Below are 18,350 nucleotides of genomic sequence, written 5' to 3'. Positions count from 1 at the left end.
AGTTCTTTAGGGACGACACCCACCCACACAGATATGGTGCAGCTCGGACTGGTCGTCGCCCAGTACGACAAACACGGTGCCGTCATCGACGCGATGAGAGCGTCGGCCACCGAGGCCGCGGCCGACCACGACGCCGACGTCGTCGAGACGCTCACCGTTCCGGGGGCCTACGACACGCCGCTGGCCGCCGACCGACTGGCGCGTCGGGACGACGTGGACGCCGTCGCCGTCTTGGGCGTCATCATCGAAGGCGACACGGACCACGACCAAGTCATCGCCGACGCCGCCGCACAGGGCCTGACCGACGTGTCCCTCGACAGGGATACCCCCGTCACGCTGGGCATCATCGGTCCGGGCATGAGCAAGGACGAAGCCGAGGCCCGCACCGACAAGGGCGGTTCGGCCGTCACGAGCGCCATCGAACTCGCAAACCTATGACTATGGACTTCGCTTCCCGCGTCGAACGAGTAGAGCCGAGCGCGACGCTCGCGATTAGCAACAAGGCCGCCGAACTCGAGGCCGAGGGCAAGGACGTCGTCGACCTCTCCGTCGGCGAACCCGACTTCGACACGCCCGAGAACATCAAGCAGGCCGCCAAGGACGCCTTGGACGCCGGCCACACCGGCTACACGCCGTCGAACGGCATCCCCGAACTGAAGGAGGCGCTCGTCGACAAACTCCACGACGACGGCCTCACCCAGTACGGCACCGACAACCTCATCGTCACGCCCGGCGGCAAGCAGGCCCTCTACGAGGTGTTCCAGACCATCATCGACGACGGCGACGAGGTGGCCCTGCTGGACCCCGCGTGGGTCTCCTACGAGGCGATGGCGAAACTCGCCGGCGGGACGCTCACCCGCGTCGACACCGCCGCCCACGACTTCCAGCTAGAGGGCGCGCTCAACGACCTCGCGGAAGCCGTCTCCGACGACACGGCTCTGCTGGTCGTCAACTCCCCGGGCAACCCTCACGGGGCCGTCTACTCCGACGCCGCCCTCGAAGGCGTCCGCGACCTCGCCGTCGAACACGACATCACCGTCATCTCCGACGAGATTTACAAGGAGATTACCTACGACGGCGTCGAAGCGACGAGCCTCGGCACTCTCGACGGGATGGAGGACCGCACCGTCACCCTGAACGGGTTCTCGAAGGCCTACTCGATGACCGGGTGGCGGCTGGGCTACTTCGCCGCGCCGGAAGAACTAGTCTCGCAGGCCGGGAAGGTCCACTCCCACTCGGTCTCCTGTGCGGTGAACTTCGTCCAGCACGCCGGCGTCGAGGCGCTGACCAACACCGACGAGGCCGTCGAGGAGATGCGCGAGGCCTTCGCCGAGCGCCGCGAGTTCCTCATGGGCCTGTTCGAGGACCACGGCGTCCACGTCCCGGAACCGCAGGGCGCGTTCTACATGATGCCCGAAGTCGCCCCCGACGGCGACGACACCGAGTGGTGCGACGCCGCCATTTCGGAGGCACAGGTCGCCACCGTCCCCGGCAGCGCGTTCGGGACGCCCGGCTACGCCCGCATCTCCTACGCCAACAGCAAGGACCGGCTACAGGTAGCGGTCGACCGACTAGCCGAACACGACCTCATCTAATCAGCGTCTTTCTCGCCGTTTCGAAGTCGCGCTAGGGACGCGGCCCCGAGTCCCGCTAGCGCCGCCAGTGGCCCGAATCCGGGACCACTGTCCCCGGTCGTCGCCTCGGTCACGTCCGTCGGTGGCGGTGGATAGGGCGTCACCTCGGTGTCGGTTCCCGTCCGCGTCGTTCGGGTCCGCGTGGCGGACCTCGTCGGCGTCCCGGCGTCGCCGAGACGGACCACCCAACTACCGCCGTCCGAGGCCGACTCGAAATCGCCGGTCAGCAGGACACCACCGTCGACGGGGAACAGGTCGTGGGGCGCGACGGCCGCGTCGAACAGTTCGAGCGTGACGGTGTCGGGCGACCCCTGCGGACCGGTCCGGAGGAGTCGAATCCGAGCCGAACCGTCCTGTTCGCCGACGAAGAGGGCGCTCCCGTCGGACAGTCGCATCGCCGCCCGCGGGCTTGGGCGGTCGTCCCCCGCGAAGTTGTGTGTCCACTCGCGCTGTATCCCGCCGTCGTCCGAGAGATAGCTGATGCGCCACGCGTCCGTCCCGTCGTCCTCGTAGACGCCGGCCGCGGCGACGCCGCCGCCGGGTCCGAACCGCGCGGCGTCCGTGTACTCCTCCCACCGGCGGTCCCAGACTGCCTGGCCGTCCGCGTCGATTCGGTCGAGCCACCCGCCGAACGCCGATTTGTACGCGTAGCCACCGACAACCAAGTCGCCGTCGAGACTGTCGGTGATGGTCGCCCCGAACCCGTCGCGGGTGTGGTCCCAGCGGACGGCCCCCGACGAGTCGAGACACTGGAGACGGGCCGAGACCGCGTGGGTGCTGATGGCGTTCGAGATCAGTACTATCCTGTCGCCGTCGAGCGGTTGGACCCCGAGTTTCCGGTCGTGATACCCCACGGATACGCGGTGTCGCCACGACGGCGTCCCGTCGGCCGCCAATCGTGCGACCAGTACCCGGTCGTCAGTCTCTGTGCGCCCGGCGACGAGGAGTCCGCGGTCCTCGGTTCCGGTGATTGTCTCCGGCGAGGGGACGTCGTCGAATCGCCGGGACCAGGCGTTCGACCCGTCGTCGTCGACGGCGTGGACTGCGGCGGTCCGGTCGGACGGGGCGGTGAGCAACAGCGTCCGGCCGTCGACGCGGGCGCTGTCGAGCAGTCTGCCGTCGCCGACCGTCGTCCGCCAGTCGACGGCGAGGGACTGTGTCTCGGTCGCGCCGGCGAGACGAACCGCCATCGGGGACAGGGCGAGTGCGGCGAGGACGGAGCGGCGGTGGAGGGGCATGGGCGGCCACAAGCACGCTCACGGACAAGTGCTTTTGGTCGACCCTGCGACACAAGGCTCGTTCTTCAAGCCCGCTCGTCGAGAACTCTGTCGATGATACGGCCCGTCGAGAGCAACCGGTCGGGGTCCTCGCGGTCCAGCGGACTCGCACGGCGAATCTCGCAGTCGATGCCGCGGTCGGTCAGCGCCGCCTGCAGTTTCTCCTCGTCGTGGTGCTGGTCGTACCCGAGCGCGATGACGTCCGGGTCGATGCGCTCGATGGGGACGAAGATGTCCTCGGGGTGGCCCAGATGCGCCTCGTCGACGGGCTTTAGCGCGGCGACCATCTCCCGGCGCTGTTCGTCCGGAATCACCGGCGGTTCCTTGTGGGTGACGTTGACCGACCGGGCGACGATGACGTGGAGTTCGTCGCCCATCCCCTTCGCGTCTCGAAGGTAGTGGACGTGTCCGGGGTGGAGGATGTCGAAGGTCCCCTGTGCGACGACGCGGCTCACGAGTCGAACTCCTCCTCGCGCAGTTCCCGGTCGATGTCGCTCTGGTCGAAGTCGAAGAAGGCCTCCTCGGGTGGGTCGACGTCCAGCACCGGGAGGTCGATTGGCTCGCCGTCGTTGTCGAAGGCCTGCCAGTCGTCGGGGCCGTACGGGTAGCCGACGATGATGTGGACGTCGCCCCGGCCGAACGTGGCGAGGTCGGCGTCGCTCGGCTTGAGGACTCCGTTCGGGTGTGAGTGGATAGAGCCCGCGGCCCGCAGGTCGTTGGGCACCATGCTGGTCTTGACCGTCGCGCTCACGGGGTTCGACTCCGTCCCGGGGATGACCAAGACGTCCGTGAGGACGGTCCCCTCCTCGTCGAGTCCGAGCGTCGCGGCGTCGTCGCCGCGGAGCAGTCCCATGTACTCGTTCGGATGAGACTCCTCGGACGCGGCCCGCGCGAAATCGAGCGCCGACTCGGCGATGCCGAGGACGCCGCCCGAGCGAAAGAGGCCCATGTACGCAGGTGGGGTCGGGCGCTTTCTAAGGGTTCCGCTCTCGGCAGTTCGACCGGTGTGCGGGCGTCTCCGCGAGTTCGGCGCGGGTGCCGCCGGCGTCTAGCCAGCGATTTCGAAGGGTACAAACGGGGGAGTGACGAAGGGACGCCAAATGTCTCCGCCAACTGGCACCGACGACGGTGCCGCGGTTCCCGACGGGGGGACCATCGTCTACGATCTCGCTGCCGAGTGTACCGCAGAGGACGTCGAAGAGGGGTCTCGCTACCGGGCCACGGTCAACGGCGTCGTCGACTACGGCGTCTTCGTCGACCTCTCCGAGAAGGTGTCCGGACTGGTCCACAGTTCGAACCTGCTCGGCACCTACGAGGTCGGCGACGACCTCGTGGTCGAACTGGGCGAGGTCCGTCCGGACGGTGACCTGAGTTTCGAGGAGGTCCGCCTGAACGACTACGAACACGAACACGTCCCGCACGGAACGGCCGCGGCCGTCACGGACCTCGACGAGGAGACGGGCGACACCGTCGTCGTCGAGGGACAGGTCGTCCAGATAAAACAGACCGGCGGCCCGACGGTGTTTCAGGTCCGAGACGGCACCGGCATCGTCCCGTGTGCCGCCTTCGAGGAGGCCGGCGTTCGCGCCTACCCAGAGGTGGCGATAGACGACGTCGTGCGTATCTCCGGTCGCGCCGAGGAGCGAGACGGCGGCGTACAGGTCGAGGTCGACTCGCTGTCCGTCCTCGACGGCGACGAGGCCGCGACCGTCGAGTCGGAACTCGACGAGGCGCTCACGTCGGCCGCCGAACCGGCGGACATCGACCCGCTGGTCGAGTGGCCCGCCTTCGAGAAACTGTGGGACGACCTTCGCGACGTCGCCACGGAACTCCGAAAGACCGTCTTGGAGGGGCGCCCCATCCGGATGCGTCACCACGCCGACGGCGACGGCCTCTGTGCCAGCGTCCCCCTGCAGGTCGCCCTCGAACGGTTCATCGCCGACCACTACGAGGACGGCGACGCCCCCCAACACCTCCTCAAGCGCCTCCCGAGCAAGGCCCCGTACTACGAGATGGAGGACGTGACGCGGGACCTCAACTTCGCGCTGGAGGACCGCACCCGTCACGGCCAGAAACTCCCACTCGTCCTGATGCTCGACAACGGGTCGACCGAGGAGGACACGCCCGCCTACCGCAACCTCCGGCACTACGACATCCCCGTGGTCGTCGTCGACCACCACCACCCGGACCCGGAGGCCGTCGAACCGCTCATCGAGCAACACGTCAACCCCTACCTCCACGACGAGGACTACCGCATCACGACGGGGATGCTCTGTGTCGAACTGGCCCGGATGATAGACCCGGACCTCACCGAGGACCTGCAGCACGTCCCCGCCGTCGCCGGCCTCTCGGACCGCTCCGAGAGCGAGGCGATGGGCGACTATCTGGACCTCGCCGCCGAGAAGGGCTACGACGAGGCCGACCTGCGCGACATCGGCGAGGCCCTCGACTACGCCACCCACTGGCTCCGATACAGTTCCGGCGAACAACTCATCAGCGACGTGCTCAACGTCGACTGCGACGACCGCGAGCGACACGGCGAACTCGTCGACTTCCTCGCCGAGAAGGCCGAACGCGACGTCGAGGACCAACTCGACGCGGCGATGAGCCACGTCGAACACGAGCGACTGGACAACGGCGCGCACCTCTACCGCATCGACGTGGAGAACCACGCCCACCGATTCACCTACCCCGCGCCGGGCAAGACGACCGGCGAGATTCACGACCGGAAGGTCGCCGAGACGGGCGACCCAGTCATCACTATCGGCTACGGTCCGGACTTCGCCGTCCTCCGGAGTGACGGCGTCCGTCTGGACATCCCGCGGATGGTCACCGAACTAACGGAGGAGGTCGACGGCGGCGGCGTCTCCGGCGGCGGCCACCTCGTCGTCGGGTCCATCAAGTTCGTCTCGGGGATGCGCGACGCCGTCATCGACGCGCTGGTCGAGAAGATGGCCGACGCCGAGATAGACGAGGACCTCGGCAGTTCGACGGCCCTGCCCGAGGAAGTCTGAGCGGCGCGGCGGTTTTCTCCGTGGTTATCGCCTGAACCGCACCCGTCGAGCGGCGAGTGCGCCCACGGCGAGGACGCCGAGAACGGCACCGACCAGCACCATCGGCAGACTCGGACGGCCGCCCGACCAGTCGGCCTCGAACACCCGCCCGAAGTACTCGGCCACCTCGGTCCCGTGGAGGACCAGCACCACTTCCCGGTTCGTCGTCGCCGCCTGTTCGTTCCAGTTGAGACTGCCGAGGACGACCCGCTCGCCGTCGACGACCGCGCCTTTCGCGTGAACCTTCGTGAAGCGTTCCTGCGGGTCGGAGAGGCGGGCCATCAGCGGCGCGCCGGTCCGGTCTGCCCACGCCTCGAACCGCTCGACGGTCCTGCGGTTCTCCTCGCGGACGTACCACGCCGAACTCAAGAGCAGTCGCACCTCGACGCCGCGGTTCGCCGCCCGGCGGAGCGCCCGCATCAGCGGTTCGTCCCACCCGCCGACCGTCGGTTGGAGAACCGCGACGGACTCGTCGGCGGCGTCGAGTTCGGCGACCAGCGCCCCCTGTGCGTTGTCCGGCGTGACCAGCAGGTCGGTTCGGTCGACGGCGACCGAGCGCGGCTCGAACCGCGACGGATAGTTCGTCTCGGCCCGCTCGCCCCGTTCGAACTGGCGACCCCGGCGGTACTCGGACCACGGGACCGCGTCTCGCCACCCCGCGTCGGCACGAAACGTCTCGGCGAGGCCTCCGACCACCCGTGGCTGTGCCGTCGTCACGCCCCATCCGCGACTGCTGTTGCCGCCCGTCCCCGCCGGTTTCCAGTTCTCCGTGAGTACCACCGCCCGGTCGTCGGCGACGGCGTACTTCGCGTGGTGGTAGTTGTATCGTGCGTGCGGGCCGGCGACGAGACGCACCTCGACCCCCGACCTGACCAGTCTGTCGAGGGTTCGGGCCTCTGCGCGGGTGCGGCCGCCGACGGGCGACCCCTCGAGCAGAACCCGGACTTCCGCCCCGCGGCGGTGGGCGACGACGAGTGCGTCGGCCACCCGTTCCGAGGAGAGGGTGTACCCAGCGAGGAGGAGACGCTCGTCGGCCCGTCGGAGCGGTTCGACCGGCGCGGCGGGGGCGTCGGGGAGTGTGAACGCCCGGACGTCGTCGGCCCGTCCCGAGACGACCGGCCGGTCGGTCGCACCGAGCGGTCGCCAACGTATCGTCGCGCCGGAGACGACGCCGACGGACCCCTCCTCTGCGGTGCCGTACCGGACGCTTTCGACCGTACTCCCGTTTCGCAGGAGTCTGAGCGTGTCGCCCCCGTTGGCCAGTGCGAGTCCCGAACCGACGCCGTAGACGCGGCCGCCCGTTAGGTTCCGGACGCGAACAGGGTGAGCCGACAGGACGATTCGCCCGCCGACCGTCACGTTCGGGAGGCTTACCGTGGCGTCGCCGTCGGTGAGCGCGTACGCTCCGAGGTGGGTACCCGCCGGTACCTCGAGGACGGCGAACTCGCCCCTGTCGCCGCCCGCCACCGGGTCGGGATAGACCGCGTGGATGGTCGGAGGCGTCGCCGGGTCGGTCTCGGTGGGCGTCTCGTCCGGTGGGACGCCCCCGGTGACGGCGGCGGTGCTGGCGAGCAAGAGCGCGGCGAGTGCGAGGGACGCGAGACGCGGCCAGCTCCGCGAGCGAGCGGCGCGACCGCGAGTGAGGTCGGACGACTGCATCGGCGGGGCTGGTCGCCCCTCCGTACAAAAGGGTTCGGCCTACGCGCTCTCGGCCTTCTCGGCCTCGGCCTGCACGAGGTACGCGCGGTCGTCGGCGTACTGGGCGGCCTCGTCGAGTGCGTCCTCGGTGCCGATTTGGCGGAGCGCCCACGCGGCGGAGGCGCGGACCTCGTCGCTCTCGTCGCCTTCGAGGACGTCGGCCAGTGGCGAGACGGCGCGGGTGTCACCGAGGAGGCCCAGCGCGCGTGCCGCAGAGGACCGAATCTCGGAGTCGTCGGCGTCGAGGCGGTTGGCGACCGGTTGGACGGACTCCGGACTGCCGATGGCGCCGAGCGAGCGGAGCGTCACCTTCTGGAGGGCGGCGTCGCCGTCCCCGTCGATGAAGTCGTGGAGCGTCTCGGTGGCGCGGTCGTCGCCGATTTTGCCCAGCACCTTGATGGGGCCCTTGTCGCGCTTCTGTGCGCGCTGGTGCATCACGTCGAAGGCGGGTTCGGCGTCGCTCCCGAGGTGATAGAGGATGTCGATGAGGTACTCCTCCATGAACTCCGAGCCGAGAATCTCCAGCGCGAAGAGGACGATGTCGAGGTTCCCCTCCTTGGCGTGAATCTTCGCGGCGTTCCACTCCGGCGGGAAGTCCTTGCGGTTCTCGTTGGTGAGGACGTCGTAGAACCCCTTGTAGTCGAGTTGCTCCCGTACTGTGAGGTCGTCCCAGACCTCGGCGGCCTCGAGGTCGTCTTCGAGCGTCTCCGCGGCGTCGAGGAGTCCGGCGATGGTCTCCTCGTCGTCGTCGGCGTCCAGGTCCGCGCTCTCGATGGCGTCGGCGACGGTGCCGAGGGCGTCGGCCGCGTCCTCGAGGTCCGACCCGGCGTCCGCGTCGTGGTCGACGTACTCCTCGCTGGCCGCGAGGAACGTCTCGACGGCTTCGTGGGCCTCAGACTCCCCGTCGTCGGTCCACTCGCTGTCGGCGACGGTGTCCTGTGCGGTCTCCACGGTGTCGACGACGTCCTCGGCGTAGGGGCCGCGCTGTGCCTCGAGGTCGTCGCGGAGGTCCGAGAGGCGCGATTCGAGTTCCTCGCGGGGGTCCTCTGCGTCCTCGTCGTCCTCGTCGGGTTCGGGCAGGTCCGCCGCTTCGAGGTCGCTCTCGACGTCGTCGAGGGTCGCTTCGACTTCGTCGAGGTCGGATTCCGTCTCGGCGGCCTCGAGTTGCTCCTCGGCCTCGTCCAGCCGCGATTCGAGTTCCTCGCTACTCGCGCCGTCGGCCGCCTCGTCGGGCGCGTCCTCGGCGCTCTCGTCGTCCCCGTTGCTCATGTACGCAGATGTGTCGGTCCGGGCTAAGAGCGTTTTCCTTTCGGGATTGGGGCTGTCGGCCCGGTGTTTCAGTTGCCGGCGGCCGACTCCAACCAGATGTCGAACTGTGCGCCCCCGTCGGGACTGTCCTGATACGTGACGACGCCGTCCGACCGCCGGACTATCCACCGCACCAGCCACAGGCCCATCCCGAGGCCGTGAAACAGCGGCGTTATCGGGACCGCCCGCGTGATGATGTTGGCTTCGTTGGGTGGCAACCCACAGCCGTCGTCGGCGACCGTCAGGTAGACGCCTCGCTCCTCCACAGTACCGGAGACGACGATGGACGGGTCGTCGGTGTGTTGGCACGCGTTCTCGAACAGTTCTTCGAGCGCGCGGCCGAACGACGGCACTGCGAGGACGTCCGTCCCCTCTGGCACGTCGACGGTAAACTCGGCGTTCGGGTAGGCCTCGCGGCAGACGTCGACGGCGGTGCGGACCGCGTCGTCGAGTCGAATCCGCTCTCGGAACTGTGGTTCGAGGAGGAGGTCGGTGATGGAGTGGCCCTTCTCCGAGACGTCGAGCAGCGACTCCGCAACCCGTTCGATTCGCCGGACGTGGTCGACGGACCGCTCGGGGACGACCGATTCGAGGTAGTCGACCTCCCCGAAGACGACGGTCATCTCGTTCCTGACGTTGTGTCGCAACACCCGGCCGAAGACGCCTATCTGCTGTTCGCGTTCTATCCGGTCCGAGATGTCGCGGCCGACGCCGCAGATGACCGTCTCGCCGCCGGGCATCTCGAAGGTGTTGGCCACGAACTGGTACGGTATCCGCTCCCCGTCGCTCGTGCACAGCGGGGCCTCGATGCGCTCGTACCCGGTCTCGAACAGTTTCAGCATCCGTTGGAGGATGCGCTCGTGTTCTTCCGGCGGGAAGAACATCGTCGGGTCCGCGCCGTCGATTTCCTCGTCAGAGTAGCCAGTCACCCGGTTCAGGCTGTCGTTCCACCGTCGGAAGGTGCCGTCGGGTCCGATGATGTAGAACACGTCGTCGATGGCGGTCAGGATGTCGTCCAACACTCGCCGTTGCCGTTCGAGTTCGCGAGTTCGGCGGCGCTGTTCGGTGATGTCGCGACCGATGCCGATAATCTGGCGCTCTCCGTCCGGGTGTTCCACAGTCGAGGCGACGAACTCGTGGGGGATGCGCTCGCCGTCGCGGGTCTGGACGTCGAACTCCGCTTTGGCGGACCCCTGCCGGCGAACCCGTGCCGCGAAGCGTTCCACCGCGCGCACGTCACCGTCGGGGACGAAGTCCAGTGCCGACATCTCCCGGAGGGTCGACGCGTCGTACCCGGTGACAGACTCGACCCTGTCGTTCCACTCCACGAGTCGCCCGTCGGCGTCGAGCGTGTAGACGAAGTCGTCCAACGCGTCGAGCATCTGCCAGACCGAGCGGCGGTGTCGTTCGAGTCTGGTGCGCTCTCGTTCGTACTGGGTCACCTCCCTGACCATCACCAGCGTCTCGTCGACCGCCTCGGGTAGCGGTGCGAGGCACACCTCGTACCATCGGTGACAACCGTCTCCGGAGAAGTCGACCGTCACGCTCTGCCCGCCGTCTCCGGCCCGTATCGAGTCGAGAGCGGGACGCAGCGCGTCGGCGACGGCGGGCACGAAGACGTCGGAGACGTCGGCACCGACTACGGTCGTCGCCGTCGATGCGGCGCTCTCCGCGGGGCTCCCGCAGACGACCTCGGTGACGCGGGCCTCTGCGTCGACGAGGCAGCCGAAGTCCACGAGAGAGTCCGTCAGCGCCTCCAGTGCGGTCGACGTGGAGAGGGCGGGGTCGGCAGACGAGGGGCGGTCGTCACGCATTCCGTAATTCATACACTCCGACACGTATAAATCGACTACCCCGTTGTCGCGGCTGGGTGGGGCGTCAGCGCCGGACCGACAGTTCGCCGCGGTGCCGCTCCAACTGGCAAGAGATTTGTGGCGCCGTGGCTACCTCCTGCGTAGTTACGACATGAGTTCCGACAGCGCGGACGACTTCGAGGAGGTGGAGAAGGACTTCACCCCCGAGGGCCCCGACGTCGCGGGCGAGACGTCGGCCGCCGGGTTCGTGGAGTACGGTATCGAGGACAGACCCCCCAGAGGCGAGTCGATACTGCTGGGTGTGCAACACTATCTGACGATGATAGGCGCGTCCGTCGCGATTCCGCTCGGTCTCGCGGGCGCGATGGGGATGTTCGAGGCGGCGCCGGGACAGGTCGGCCGTCTCATCGGCACGTTCTTCGTCGTCTCCGGCATCGCCACGCTGGCCCAGACGACCATCGGGAACCGCTACCCCATCGTGCAGGGCGGGACGTTCTCGATGCTCGCCCCGGGACTGGCAATCATCGGCGTCCTCGCACAGCAGGGGGCCGACTGGCAGACGATGCTCGTCGAGTTGCAGGGCGCGGTCATCGTCGCTGGCCTCGTGGAGATGGGTATCGGCTACACCGGCGTGATGGGAAAACTGAAGCGGTACATGGGTCCCGTCGTCATCGCGCCCGTCATCGCGCTCATCGGCCTCGCGCTGTTCAACGTCCCGCAGATTTCGAACCCGAACTTCGGTGCGCCCGGGACCGGACAGAACTGGTGGTTGCTCGGCCTGACGATGCTCGCAATCGTCGTCTTCTCGCAGTACCTCGACCGGCGCCACCGCGTGTTCAAACTGTTCCCCGTCCTGTTGGGTATCGCCTTCGCGTGGGGCGTCGCCGCCGTTCTGTCGGTGACGGGTGTCTTCGCCGAGGGGTCGGTGAGCTACGTCGCCCTCGGGAGTGTCGCCAGCGCACCGCTGGTCCAGCCCATCTACCCCTTCCAGTGGGGCCTCCCACAGTTCACGCCCGGGTTCGTCGTCGGGATGCTCGCCGGGATGCTCGCGTCCGTCGTCGAGAGTTTCGGCGACTACCACTCCGTCGCCCGCATCGCCGGGAAGGGCGCGCCGAGCGGTAAGCGCATCGACCACGGCATCGGCATGGAGGGCGTCGGCAACGTCTTCGCCGGCATCATGGGCACCGGCAACGGCTGTACCTCCTACACCGAGAACGTCGGGGCCATCGCCATCACCGGCGTCGCCTCCCGCTACGTGGTCCAAATCGGTGCCGCGGTGATGATTCTCGTCGGCTACTTCGGCCCGATGGGAGAACTGTTCGCCACCATCCCCGAACCCATCATCGGCGGCCTCTACATGGTGATGTTCGGACAGATAGCCGCCGTCGGCCTCTCGCAGTTGAAGTACGTCGACCTCGACGCCAACCGCAACATCTTCATCGTGGGGTTCGCCCTCTTCGCCGGCCTCGCCGTCCCGGAGTACATGAGTCAGGTCGGACAGGGCCTCGACGCGTCCGGCGCGACGGCGCTCCAGCAGGGACTGGCCGGCGTCCCGGTTCTCGGCGCGGTACTGGGCACCGACGTCGTGGCGACGACGCTGTTCGTCGTCGGCGGCACCGGTATGGTCGTCGGCGGGTTCGTCGCGTTCGTCCTCGACAACACCATCCCCGGCACCCGGGAGGAACGGGGGCTGGCGGCGTGGGCGGAACTCACCGAGGACGACGACGAGTTCGTCTCCGTGTTCGACCGCCTGCGCGGTCGGGACGGCGACCGACCGCCCGTCTCCGGCGACGACTGAGACGATGGCCGGCGAGAGCGAGGCGGTGTACGAGGGCGCCCTCCGAAGGGGCGGCCGCATCACGGTGACGCGAGAGCGGGTGTTCGTCGAGCGTCCGGACGAGGACGGCGCCTCGGTTCCACTCTCGGCCGTCGTCGAGGTGACCCTACAGGACGTCGACTGGTTCCTCCTCGTGATGAGCCTCGGTCTCGTCGGGTTCGGCCTCGCGTCGGTCGGGCGCAGCCTCCCGCTCGCCGGCGCCTTCGTCCTCGCCGGCCTCGTCAGCACGGCACTCACCTACCGCAAGCGTGGGGCGCTCAGAATCAGCGTCTCGGGTGAGACACGACCACTCAGGTGTTTCCCCGCGGAGCCACAGGCCTGTTACGACGCCCTCGCCGCCGTCGTCGACGACGGCTGACCGAAACCGCCTACACTTACGCCCCCGCCGCTCCCACGCCCGCCTATGACCGCAGACAGCGTTCAGTCGCTCGTCGACCAGTTGCACGAGGAAGCGGAGATGGACCGACCGACCGACCTGACGCCCGATGTCGGCATCGTGATGGGGTCGGACTCGGACCTGCCGACGATGGCCGGCGGGAAGGGCAAGCGCCCCGGCGCCTACGCCGCCCTCGCGGACGAACTCGGTTTCGAGGAGCAGACCGACTACACCGACGCCCCCGACGCCCGGTTCACCTTCGAGACGTTCGTCTGTTCGGCCCACCGCACGCCCGACCTGATGTACGCCTACGCCGAGACGGCCGAGGCCCGCGGCGTGGACGTCATCATCGCCGGCGCGGGCGGGAAGTCCGCCGACCTCCCGAACATGACCGCGAGCATCGCCTACCCCCTACCGGTCGTCGGCGTCCCCGTCCAGGAGAAGTCGGTCGACTCGGTCATCGGGATGCCACAGGGCGCGCCCATCACCGCCGTCGACGCCGGCAAGTCGTTCAACGCCGCGCTGACCGCGGCCCAGATACTCGCGCGCGAACACGACGAACTGCGCGACCGGTTGGTCGAGTACCACGAGGGCCTCCAAGAGGAGGTCGGCGACGTGTCGCGGGACCTGCACGAACTGGGGACCCCCGGGTTCAAAGCGGAGTACTGGGACTAGCGAGGGCCCGAGCGGAGAGCAGCGCGCGCCGACGCGAACGGCGACTGCAAGCCGTCCCGTCTGTAACCCGGAGCGAGAGCCGTCACGGTCGGCGACACGACGGTCGTCGAGACAGGCAGGGTGCAGATTCAGGGGCGCCGTTTAAACACCACCGAACCGCCCGAAAACCGCCGCCGTAGTGGTTATCAACCCTTATATGCCAGTACTTCTAACCGTCGGACGATAGGAGATTCCGGAATGAGTAATCCATGGATCGCCATCGGCGCACTCGCGGTCGTGGCGCTCGCTATCCCCATCACGATGATGGTCGTGTCGAGCCTCCTGCGTCCGCGCGTGCCCGAACAAGGCAAAACCGCCACCTACGAGTCCGGTGAGGTGCCGACCGGCAGCAGCAGGCAGATCAAGTTCAATATCCAGTACTACATGGTCGCCCTGCTGTTCGTCATCTTCGACATCGAGACGGTCCTCATCTTCCCGTGGACGGTCATCTACCGCGACGCCGTCAGCGCGGTGGGGATGTCGAAGGCCCTGCTGCCGATGGTCGTGTTCATCGGCGTGCTCGTCGTCGGGCTCGGCTGGGCGTGGCGTAACGGCGCAGTCAGATGGGTGCGCAGTCCGCGTGCCACGAAGGGGGCAGACACATATGAGTAGTGACCAAACACCACCGGCGGTCGAAGACGTATCGACGCAGGAAGCCCGTATGGGAGAGGGCGTGGACGACCGGTTCAACTCGACGCTGCGCGAGGCGTTCGGGTCCACGCCGTTCATCCTGACCAAGTTCGACAAGTTCATGAACTGGGTCAGGGGGTCCTCGATGTTCATGCTGCAGTTCGGTATCGCCTGTTGCAGCATCGAGATGATTCACACCTACGCCATCAAACACGACCTCGACCGCTTCGGTGCGGGGATTCCGCGCGCGTCGCCGCGGCAGGCCGACGTCATCATCGTCCCGGGGACCATCGTCTCGAAGTTCGCCCCGCGGATGAAGCGCGTCTACGACCAGATGCCAGAACCGAAGTTCGTCGTCTCGATGGGGTCGTGTACCATCTCCGGCGGCCCGTTCCAGGAGGGGTACAACGTCGTCAAGGGTGCCGAGGAGGTCATCCCCGTGGACATCCACGTCCCCGGGTGCCCGCCTCGCCCCGAGGCGCTGGTGTACGGCGTCGCCAAACTGCAGGAGCGCATCGCCAACGGCGAGTCCTCGCCCGTGACGGTCAAACCGTACGAACTCGAACAGTTCGGTGACCTCGAACAGGACGAACTCGTCGACAAACTCGCAGACGAGATAGACGAAGACGACCTCGTCATGCGGTACAACTGGGACAACTCGCCATAACCATGAGTCTGGAAAAACCCACACCCGACACGGCGGGCGAAGTCGGCGTCACCGAGGACGGCCTCGACTACGACGCGCTGGCCGACCTGCTCGGCGGCCACGTCCTCGACCGCGAGGAACACGTCAACGCCGAAGGGTTCGTCGTCCGTCCCGACGAGGTCCAGCAGGTCCTCTCGACGCTGAAGAACGAGGCCGGGTTCGACCACTGTGCCTGTGTCACGGCACAGGAGTACGACGACCGCTACGAATCTATCTACCACCTGCGGAAGTTCGACGACCCCACGCAGGAACTCTCGGTGGTCGTCCCGACGACGAAAGACGACCCGACCAGCGAGTCCGGCGCTCGCGTCTACTCGACGGCCGACTGGCACGAACGGGAGGCCTACGACCTCGTCGGCATCAACTACGACGACCACCCGGACCTGCGGCGCATCCTCCTGCCCGAGACCTGGCAGGGCCACCCGCTCTCGCAGGACTACAACCAGGACCAGCCTCAGATCGTCACGCTGCGTGAGAACGCGAACCCCCTCGAAGAGGACCACCGCAGCGAGGACGACCCGGACACGATGTTCGTCAACATCGGTCCGCACCACCCGGCGACCCACGGCGTCCTCCACGTGAAGACGGTGCTGGACGGCGAGCAGATTGCCGACATCGAACCGGACATCGGCTACCTGCACCGCTGCGAGGAGCAGATGTGCCAGAACGGCACCTACCGCCACCAGATTATGCCGTACCCGGACCGCTGGGACTACGTCTCGGCCGGCATCCTCAACGAGTGGGCCTACGCCCGCGCCGCGGAGGACCTCGCGGACATCGAGGTGCCCGAGTACGCGCAGGTCATCCGGACCATGAGCGCGGAACTGTGCCGCATCGCCGCGCACATGCTCGCACTCGGGACGTTCGCGCTGGACGTCTTCGGCGACTTCACCGCCATCTTCCAGTACGCGTTCCGCGACCGCGAGGTCGTCCAGAACATCCTCGAAGACCTCACCGGGCAGCGCCTGATGTTCAACTACCTGCGCCTCGGTGGCGTCGCGTGGGACCTGCCGGAACCGCGCGAGGAGTTCTTCGAGAAGACCCGCGACTTCCTCGACGACCTGCCGCACAAACTGGAGGAGTACCACGACCTCATCACGGGCAACGAGATATTCCAGATGCGGTGTGTCGACACCGGCGTCCTCTCCGAAGAGATGGTCAAGCAGTACGGCGCGACCGGGCCGGTCGCCCGTGGCTCGGGCGTCGACTACGACCTGCGCCGCGACGACCCGTACGGCTACTACGACGAACTCGACTGGAACGTCGTCACCGAGGAGGGCGGCGACAACTTCAGCCGCGTCCTCGTGCGCATGCGCGAAGTCGAAGAGTCGGCCCGCATCATCGAGCAGTGTGTCGACCTCCTCGAACAGTGGCCCGAAGACGAACGCGAGATTCAGGCCAACGTCCCCCGGACGCTGCGTCCGGACCCTGACAGGGAGATATACCGCGCCGTCGAAGGCGCGAAGGGCGAACTCGGCATCTACATCCGGTCGGACGGCACCGACAAGCCCGCCCGGTTCAAGATACGGAGTCCGTGCTTCTCGAACCTCCAGACGCTGCCCGAGATGTCCCAAGGCGAGTACGTTCCGGACATGGTCGCCTCGCTGGGTAGCCTCGACATTGTCCTCGGGGAGGTGGACCGCTGATGCAGTCCGCACCGTTGCCGGAGACACTGGCGAAGCTCGTCGGCCTCGACCCGAACAGCACGCCAGTCATGATTCTGATGAGCCTCGTCGGCGCGGCGCTCATCGGGACGCTGATGATGACCAACACGGCGCTGGCCGGTCCGTGGGCGAAGCGGAAGATAACCGCCGCGTTCACCGACCGCATCGCCGTCGACCGAATCGGGCCGTACGGCCTGCTCATCATCGTGGCCGACGCCGTCCGGCTGCTCTCGAAGGAACTCATCGTCCCCGACGGCGTCGACCGGCCCGCGTGGGACCTCGCACCGCTCATCATCGCGAGTTCTGCACTGCTGGGCTTCGCCGTCATCCCGATGGGGAGCGGCATCCACCTGGCCGACCCCGAGGTCGGCCTGGCCTACGTCTTCGCGACGGCCTCAATCGCCTCGGTCGGTCTCGTGATGGCGGGCTACGCGTCGAACAACAAGTACTCGTTCCTCGGCGGCCTGCGCGCCGTCGCACAGAACGTGGCTTACGAGATTCCGCTCATCCTCACCGGGGCGTCGGTGGTCATCTTCACCGGGTCGCTCCAGATGAGCGAAATCGTCGCGGCCCAACAGCAGAGCCTCATCGGTCCGCTTCCCTCGTGGTACGCGTTCGTCAACCCCTTCGCGTTCGTGCTGTTCATGATTGCGAACCTCGCGGAGGTCGGCCGCAACCCCTTCGACATCCCCGAGGCGCCGACGGAAATCGTCGCCGGGTACCAGACGGAGTACTCCTCGGTGTACTTCGTCCTCATCTATCTGGGCGAGTTCATCCACATCTTCCTCGGCGGGGCCATCATCGCCACTATCTTCCTCGGCGGTCCGGCGGGGCCGGTGCTGCCCGGCATCGTCTGGTTCCTCATCAAGATATGGGGCGTCTTCCTGTTCACGCAGTGGGCCCGCTCGGCGATTCCACGCGTCCGAATCGACCAGCTCATCGAAATCGGCTGGAAGGGGATGCTCGTCCTCTCGCTGGCGAACCTGCTGCTGACCGCGGTCATCGTCGGGGTGATCGCCTGATGACCGCACTCACGACCGACTACGCTGGAGGTAACTGCTAATGATTGGCATCCTGAAGTCCATGGCGACGACGATGAAACACGCCCTCGACGGGGAGACGTTCACGGTGGAGTACCCGGACGTCGCCCCCGAGGTGAGCCCCCGCTTCCGCGGCGTCCACAAGTGGAGCCAGGAGCGGTGTATCTGGTGTCGGCAGTGCGAGAACGTCTGCCCGAACAACACCATCCAGATCGTGATGGACGACCAGCGCAACGGCGAGCAGTACAACCTCCACATCGGCCAGTGTATCTACTGTCGACTGTGCGAGGAGGTCTGCCCGACCGACGCCATCCTGCTGACCCAGAACTTCGAGTTCACCGCGGACACGAAAGACGAGTTCGCCTACGACAAGGAGCAACTCAAGAACGTGCCGTGGTACAAGGACATCGACCCCCTCGAGTCCCGCGAACCCGACCGGGGTGCGTGGATAGGCGAGGGCGACGGCGAAGTCGACTACCAGTAACCGCTCGGGTTTTCTCTCCGCCGCGTCGTCGGGTGTAGCGATTGCCGATTTTTCCGCCATCGACACCGGATGGTCCGGTGATGGTCCCCGTTACAGGCGAGACGAAAGAGGAATC

General features: G+C 67.3%; 17 protein-coding genes. 11 read left to right on the top strand and 6 right to left on the bottom strand.

Translation table 11 applies throughout. The features are described 5' to 3' along the window. Positions 1 to 33 precede the first annotated feature (33 nt). Positions 34 to 438: a 6,7-dimethyl-8-ribityllumazine synthase gene (ribH, locus tag Hhyl6_RS15235; RefSeq protein ID WP_483740105.1), complete on the top strand. Its 405-nt coding sequence runs from the start codon at positions 34 to 36 to the stop codon at positions 436 to 438. Next, positions 435 to 1,595: a pyridoxal phosphate-dependent aminotransferase gene (locus Hhyl6_RS15230; RefSeq protein ID WP_483740104.1), complete on the top strand. Its 1,161-nt coding sequence runs from the start codon at positions 435 to 437 to the stop codon at positions 1,593 to 1,595. The genes ribH and Hhyl6_RS15230 overlap by 4 nt, the downstream gene beginning before the upstream one ends. Here Hhyl6_RS15230 and Hhyl6_RS15225 read toward each other — a convergent pair. The 3 genes from Hhyl6_RS15225 to Hhyl6_RS15215 form a co-directional block, all read right to left on the bottom strand. After that, positions 1,592 to 2,872, bottom strand: coding sequence for a PGF-CTERM sorting domain-containing protein (locus tag Hhyl6_RS15225; protein WP_483740103.1), 1,281 nt, complete (start codon positions 2,870 to 2,872; stop codon positions 1,592 to 1,594). The genes Hhyl6_RS15230 and Hhyl6_RS15225 overlap by 4 nt on opposite strands. Before the next feature lie 65 nt (positions 2,873 to 2,937). Next, a complete protein-coding gene (locus tag Hhyl6_RS15220) occupies positions 2,938 to 3,366 on the bottom strand; it encodes an FAD synthase family protein (RefSeq protein WP_483740102.1) in 429 nt (142 codons plus the stop codon). After that, positions 3,363 to 3,860, bottom strand: a complete 498-nt coding sequence (locus Hhyl6_RS15215; RefSeq protein WP_483740101.1) for a Mov34/MPN/PAD-1 family protein — start codon at positions 3,858 to 3,860, stop codon at positions 3,363 to 3,365. The genes Hhyl6_RS15220 and Hhyl6_RS15215 overlap by 4 nt, the downstream gene beginning before the upstream one ends. A gap of 151 nt (positions 3,861 to 4,011) precedes the next feature. Here Hhyl6_RS15215 and han point away from each other — a divergent pair, with 151 nt between their 5' ends. After that, positions 4,012 to 5,925: a Hef-associated nuclease gene (gene han, locus Hhyl6_RS15210; protein ID WP_483740100.1), complete on the top strand. Its 1,914-nt coding sequence runs from the start codon at positions 4,012 to 4,014 to the stop codon at positions 5,923 to 5,925. A 24-nt stretch (positions 5,926 to 5,949) separates the two neighbouring features. Here the strand turns inward: han and Hhyl6_RS15205 are convergent, their stop codons facing one another. From Hhyl6_RS15205 to Hhyl6_RS15195, 3 genes are all read right to left on the bottom strand, one after another. Further along, positions 5,950 to 7,623 (bottom strand): phospholipase D-like domain-containing protein, encoded by a 1,674-nt coding sequence (locus tag Hhyl6_RS15205; protein ID WP_483740099.1) that lies wholly within the window; start codon positions 7,621 to 7,623, stop codon positions 5,950 to 5,952. Positions 7,624 to 7,662: 39 nt separating this feature from the next. Further along, on the bottom strand, positions 7,663 to 8,931 hold the full coding sequence (locus Hhyl6_RS15200; protein ID WP_483740098.1) for a HEAT repeat domain-containing protein: 1,269 nt from the start codon (positions 8,929 to 8,931) through the stop codon (positions 7,663 to 7,665). A gap of 68 nt (positions 8,932 to 8,999) precedes the next feature. Beyond that, positions 9,000 to 10,784 carry a PAS domain S-box protein gene (locus Hhyl6_RS15195; RefSeq protein WP_483740097.1) on the bottom strand — a complete coding sequence of 595 codons (1,785 nt, stop codon included), beginning with the start codon at positions 10,782 to 10,784 and terminating at the stop codon, positions 9,000 to 9,002. A 151-nt stretch (positions 10,785 to 10,935) separates the two neighbouring features. Here Hhyl6_RS15195 and Hhyl6_RS15190 point away from each other — a divergent pair, with 151 nt between their 5' ends. From Hhyl6_RS15190 to Hhyl6_RS15155, 8 genes are all read left to right on the top strand, one after another. Then, positions 10,936 to 12,582 carry a uracil-xanthine permease family protein gene (locus tag Hhyl6_RS15190; protein WP_483740096.1) on the top strand — a complete coding sequence of 549 codons (1,647 nt, stop codon included), beginning with the start codon at positions 10,936 to 10,938 and terminating at the stop codon, positions 12,580 to 12,582. A gap of 4 nt (positions 12,583 to 12,586) precedes the next feature. Continuing rightward, positions 12,587 to 12,979 (top strand): hypothetical protein, encoded by a 393-nt coding sequence (locus Hhyl6_RS15185; RefSeq protein WP_483740095.1) that lies wholly within the window; start codon positions 12,587 to 12,589, stop codon positions 12,977 to 12,979. 45 nt (positions 12,980 to 13,024) lie between these two features. Next, positions 13,025 to 13,672, top strand: coding sequence for an AIR carboxylase family protein (locus Hhyl6_RS15180; protein ID WP_483740094.1), 648 nt, complete (start codon positions 13,025 to 13,027; stop codon positions 13,670 to 13,672). Positions 13,673 to 13,909: 237 nt separating this feature from the next. Next, positions 13,910 to 14,323 carry an NADH-quinone oxidoreductase subunit A gene (locus tag Hhyl6_RS15175; protein ID WP_483740093.1) on the top strand — a complete coding sequence of 138 codons (414 nt, stop codon included), beginning with the start codon at positions 13,910 to 13,912 and terminating at the stop codon, positions 14,321 to 14,323. Further along, positions 14,316 to 15,008, top strand: coding sequence for an NADH-quinone oxidoreductase subunit B (locus Hhyl6_RS15170; RefSeq protein ID WP_483740092.1), 693 nt, complete (start codon positions 14,316 to 14,318; stop codon positions 15,006 to 15,008). Before Hhyl6_RS15175 ends, Hhyl6_RS15170 begins: the two co-directional genes overlap by 8 nt. A 2-nt stretch (positions 15,009 to 15,010) precedes the next feature. Continuing rightward, positions 15,011 to 16,693, top strand: a complete 1,683-nt coding sequence (locus Hhyl6_RS15165; protein ID WP_483740091.1) for an NADH-quinone oxidoreductase subunit D — start codon at positions 15,011 to 15,013, stop codon at positions 16,691 to 16,693. Then, the gene (locus Hhyl6_RS15160) at positions 16,693 to 17,733 is read left to right on the top strand and encodes a complex I subunit 1/NuoH family protein (protein WP_483740090.1); all 1,041 of its coding nucleotides are present in this window, start codon (positions 16,693 to 16,695) and stop codon (positions 17,731 to 17,733) included. Before Hhyl6_RS15165 ends, Hhyl6_RS15160 begins: the two co-directional genes overlap by 1 nt. A gap of 40 nt (positions 17,734 to 17,773) precedes the next feature. Then, positions 17,774 to 18,235, top strand: coding sequence for a NuoI/complex I 23 kDa subunit family protein (locus Hhyl6_RS15155; protein ID WP_166971403.1), 462 nt, complete (start codon positions 17,774 to 17,776; stop codon positions 18,233 to 18,235). Positions 18,236 to 18,350 lie beyond the last annotated feature (115 nt).

This window comes from Haloarcula sp. H-hyl6 (genome assembly GCF_056934455.1).
The sequence above is the reverse complement of the archived record's forward strand: the minus strand, read 5'-3'. Positions and strand labels throughout refer to the sequence as shown.

Coding starts and splice junctions, on each gene's coding strand:
- han (WP_483740100.1), top strand. CDS start 4,012: ATGTCTCCGCCAACTGGCACCGACGACGGTGCCGCGGTTCCCGACGGG.
- Hhyl6_RS15180 (WP_483740094.1), top strand. CDS start 13,025: ATGACCGCAGACAGCGTTCAGTCGCTCGTCGACCAGTTGCACGAGGAA.
- Hhyl6_RS15225 (WP_483740103.1), bottom strand. CDS start 2,872: ATGCCCCTCCACCGCCGCTCCGTCCTCGCCGCACTCGCCCTGTCCCCG.
- Hhyl6_RS15195 (WP_483740097.1), bottom strand. CDS start 10,784: ATGCGTGACGACCGCCCCTCGTCTGCCGACCCCGCCCTCTCCACGTCG.
- ribH (WP_483740105.1), top strand. CDS start 34: ATGGTGCAGCTCGGACTGGTCGTCGCCCAGTACGACAAACACGGTGCC.
- Hhyl6_RS15155 (WP_166971403.1), top strand. CDS start 17,774: ATGATTGGCATCCTGAAGTCCATGGCGACGACGATGAAACACGCCCTC.
- Hhyl6_RS15230 (WP_483740104.1), top strand. CDS start 435: ATGACTATGGACTTCGCTTCCCGCGTCGAACGAGTAGAGCCGAGCGCG.
- Hhyl6_RS15160 (WP_483740090.1), top strand. CDS start 16,693: ATGCAGTCCGCACCGTTGCCGGAGACACTGGCGAAGCTCGTCGGCCTC.
- Hhyl6_RS15205 (WP_483740099.1), bottom strand. CDS start 7,623: ATGCAGTCGTCCGACCTCACTCGCGGTCGCGCCGCTCGCTCGCGGAGC.
- Hhyl6_RS15175 (WP_483740093.1), top strand. CDS start 13,910: ATGAGTAATCCATGGATCGCCATCGGCGCACTCGCGGTCGTGGCGCTC.
- Hhyl6_RS15190 (WP_483740096.1), top strand. CDS start 10,936: ATGAGTTCCGACAGCGCGGACGACTTCGAGGAGGTGGAGAAGGACTTC.
- Hhyl6_RS15215 (WP_483740101.1), bottom strand. CDS start 3,860: ATGGGCCTCTTTCGCTCGGGCGGCGTCCTCGGCATCGCCGAGTCGGCG.
- Hhyl6_RS15165 (WP_483740091.1), top strand. CDS start 15,011: ATGAGTCTGGAAAAACCCACACCCGACACGGCGGGCGAAGTCGGCGTC.
- Hhyl6_RS15200 (WP_483740098.1), bottom strand. CDS start 8,931: ATGAGCAACGGGGACGACGAGAGCGCCGAGGACGCGCCCGACGAGGCG.
- Hhyl6_RS15170 (WP_483740092.1), top strand. CDS start 14,316: ATGAGTAGTGACCAAACACCACCGGCGGTCGAAGACGTATCGACGCAG.
- Hhyl6_RS15185 (WP_483740095.1), top strand. CDS start 12,587: ATGGCCGGCGAGAGCGAGGCGGTGTACGAGGGCGCCCTCCGAAGGGGC.